Annotated in this window: 2 protein-coding genes; both read right to left on the reverse strand. The window is 64.4% G+C overall.

Annotated features, from left to right (window positions below; genetic code table 11):
- Positions 1 to 374: 374 nt before the first annotated feature.
- The gene (locus LQV45_RS20455; RefSeq protein ID WP_230008588.1) at positions 375 to 2,867 is read right to left on the reverse strand and encodes an ATP-dependent Clp protease ATP-binding subunit; all 2,493 of its coding nucleotides are present in this window, start codon (positions 2,865 to 2,867) and stop codon (positions 375 to 377) included.
- Between the two features lie 544 nt (positions 2,868 to 3,411).
- Positions 3,412 to 3,726, reverse strand: a 315-nt coding sequence (locus LQV45_RS20460) for an Lsr2 family protein (RefSeq protein ID WP_230008589.1), incomplete at its 5' end; no start/stop codon positions are given.

Raw genomic sequence — 3,726 nt, forward strand, 5'->3', positions numbered from 1 at the left:
AGCCGGGCGCCGTCCGGACTCAGCGTCAAACCGGTCACTGTGGGGATCGCGAGGTAGTGGTCCAGATCGTGGAAGGGGGTCTCGGGTTGTTCGCTCAGGGTCTCTGAGTCCTTAGCAGCCATGCACCGATTCAACACCGAATGTGGCATCGATCACAAAACGTTCACTAAGAGTGAAACATTGCTTTCAGATAGGGCTCCCGAATCATGCGGGACGGGCCCTGGCGCTTCAGCACGGACACCGTCCGCCGTTCGCCGAAGATGGCCGCTAAGCCAGCTCCCATAGCGGCCATCTCTGGCAAATGGTTCACGACGGCGGGCAACGCAAAGGCCCCGCCGCCCCTTTCGGGGCAGCGGGGCCGATGTTGCTGGTGCTTAGACGCTCGGAGCGATCTCCGGGATGCGCGGCTTGGCGTTGCCGGCGAAGGTGACCTTCGCGTCGTCGCCTTCGCCTTCGACGTCCACCACCACGATGTCGCCGGCGTGCAGTTCGCCGAAGAGGATCTTCTCGGAGAGCTGGTCCTCGATCTCGCGCTGGATGGTGCGGCGCAGCGGCCGGGCACCCATGGCGGGGTCGTAGCCGCGGGTCGCCAGGAGCACCTTGGCCGCGGACGTGAGCTCGATGCCCATGTCCTTGTCCTTGAGGCGCTTCTCCAGGCGGGCGACGAACATGTCCACGATCTCGATGATCTCGTCCTGCGTCAGCTGCGGGAAGACCACAACATCGTCAACACGGTTCAGGAACTCGGGGCGGAAGTGCTGCTTGAGCTCCTCCGTGACCCGGGCCCGCATCCGGTTGTAGCCGGTCTGCGTGTCCGTGCCGGACTGGAAGCCAGTGGCAACGCTCTTGGAGATGTCCCGGGTGCCGAGGTTCGTGGTCATGATGATCACGGTGTTCTTGAAGTCCACCACGCGGCCCTGGGAGTCGGTCAGGCGGCCGTCTTCCAGGATCTGCAGGAGCGAGTTGAAGAGATCGGCGTGCGCCTTCTCCACTTCATCGAACAGGACCACGGAGAACGGACGACGGCGGACCTTCTCGGTCAGCTGGCCGCCTTCCTCGTAGCCCACGTAGCCCGGAGGGGCACCGAAGAGCCGCGACACCGTGTGCTTCTCCGAGTACTCGGACATGTCCAGGGTGATCAGGGCGTCTTCCTCGCCGAACAGGAACTCGGCGAGGGCCTTGGCCAGTTCGGTCTTGCCGACGCCGGTGGGGCCGGCGAAGATGAAGGAGCCGCCCGGACGCTTGGGGTCCTTGAGGCCTGCACGGGTGCGCCGGATCGCCTGGGACAGGGCCTTGATGGCCTCGTTCTGGCCGACCACGCGCTTGTGGAGCTCGTCTTCCATCTTCAGCAGGCGCGAGGACTCTTCCTCGGTCAGCTTGAAGACCGGTATGCCGGTGGAGTTCGCCAGCACTTCAGCGATGAGGTCTTCATCAACTTCGGAGATGTCGTCCATGCCGCCGGTCTTCCACTGGCGTTCCTTTTCGGCGCGCTCGGCAATGAGCTTCTGCTCCTTGTCGCGCAGCGACGCGGCGCCTTCGAAGTCCTGCGCGTCGATCGCGGATTCCTTCTCCAGCTTCATGGCGGCGATCTTCTCGTCCATGATCTTGAGCTCCGGCGGGGCAGTCATGCGGCGGATGCGGAGCCGCGCACCTGCCTCGTCGATCAGGTCGATCGCCTTGTCCGGCAGGAAGCGGTCCGAGATGTAGCGCTCGGAAAGGGCCGCCGCCGAGGCGAGGGCGCCGTCGGTGATGGTGACGCGGTGGTGTGCCTCATACCGGTCGCGGAGGCCCTTGAGGATCTCAATCGCGTGCGCGACGGAGGGTTCCTTGACCTGGATCGGCTGGAAGCGGCGCTCCAGCGCGGCATCCTTCTCGATGTGCTTGCGGTATTCGTCCAGCGTGGTGGCCCCGATGGTCTGGAGTTCGCCGCGGGCCAGCATGGGCTTCAGGATCGAGGCCGCATCGATGGCGCCTTCGGCGGCACCGGCACCCACCAGGGTGTGGATCTCATCGATGAACAGGATGATGTCACCGCGCGTGCGGATCTCCTTGAGGACCTTCTTCAGGCGCTCTTCGAAGTCGCCGCGGTAGCGGGAGCCGGCCACGAGGGACCCAAGGTCCAGCGTGTACAGCTGCTTGTCCTTGATGGTCTCAGGGACGTCGCCGCGGACGATCGCCTGGGCCAGGCCCTCGACGACGGCGGTCTTGCCGACGCCGGGCTCACCAATCAGCACGGGGTTGTTCTTGGTGCGGCGGGAAAGGACCTGCATGACGCGTTCCATTTCCTGCTCGCGGCCGATCACGGGGTCCAGTTTGTTCTCGCGCGCCGCCTGGGTCAGGTTGCGGCCGAACTGGTCCAGGACAACGGACCCGGCCGGGGTCCCCTCAGCCTGCCCGGGGCCGACACCGGCGCCCGTGGCTTCCTTGCCCTGGTAACCCGAGAGCAGCTGGATGACCTGCGAGCGGACCCGGTTCAGGTCTGCGCCGAGCTTGACGAGCACCTGGGCGGCAACGCCTTCGCCCTCCCGGATAAGGCCGAGGAGGATGTGCTCGGTACCAATGTAGTTATGGCCCAGCTGCAGCGCCTCGCGCAGCGAGAGCTCCAGGACCTTCTTGGCGCGGGGGCTAAAGGGGATGTGGCCGGAGGGCGCCTGCTGGCCCTGGCCGATGATCTCCTGGACCTGCTCGCGGACACCGTCGAGCGAAATGCTCAAGGATTCAAGGGCTTTGGCGGCAACACCTTCACCCTCATGGATCAGACCCAAGAGGATGTGTTCGGTACCAATGTAATTGTGGTTCAGCATGCGTGCCTCTTCTTGGGCAAGCACAACTACGCGACGGGCACGGTCCGTAAATCGCTCAAACATTTCGCCACACTCCTAGCTACGACGTACTTTGATGCTACGTGGCCGGGTTCCAGATTTGGGGCTTGTTCGCCACAGGGGAAACCGGAGGGTTGCGCAACCGCGCCCGGACCGGGTCCCCGGCAAGGGGCAAGAACCGTCCGGAACCCCACCGGACGGGCGCAACCGGCCGCCAAGCTGGCCGGCCGGGTGGACGGGCGCACCGCCGGACGGGCGCCGTCGGCCGCGCAAAGGTGCCCGAATTGACGAAGATGGCCGCTAAGCCTGGCCCCATAGCGGCCACCGTCGGCAAATGGTTCACTTCGTGCGGGACATATGCCTGGAAATGCTGCAGGGGAGGAACATGGGCGGCGGAGCCTGTTCATCGCCGGACGGGCGAGCCGATCTGCCGGACGGGCGCACCGACGCCGGCATGGCAATGCCCCCGTCAGATAACGGGGGCATTGGCATTTGACAGTCGCTCGATTACGACGGCATGAAACGTGATTGCGGCTTGATACTGCGCCCACATGCCGGTGCCGGCACTGCGGCCTGACGCCGGGCCCTGCTAGGAATTAGCCTTTTGGTAGGCTTCCTGAATTTCAGCCTGGATGCGTCCGCGGCTGTTTACCGCATAGCCGTTGTCCCGTGCCCACTGGCGGATCTGGGCAGAGTCCTGATTCCGTCCGCTGGAAATTTTCGTGCGCGTGGCGCGTCCGCTTGACGTTTTGCGCGCGTGCGTCACAAATCGGTCCACCGCGGAGCGCAGTTCTGATGCATTGCTTGACGACAGGTCAATTTCGTAGCTGACGCCGTCAAGGCCAAACCGGACAGTTTCGTCCGCGGATCCCCCATCCAGATCATCAACGAGGATGATTTTTAC

Source organism: Microbacterium sp. Bi128 (genome assembly GCF_918698205.1).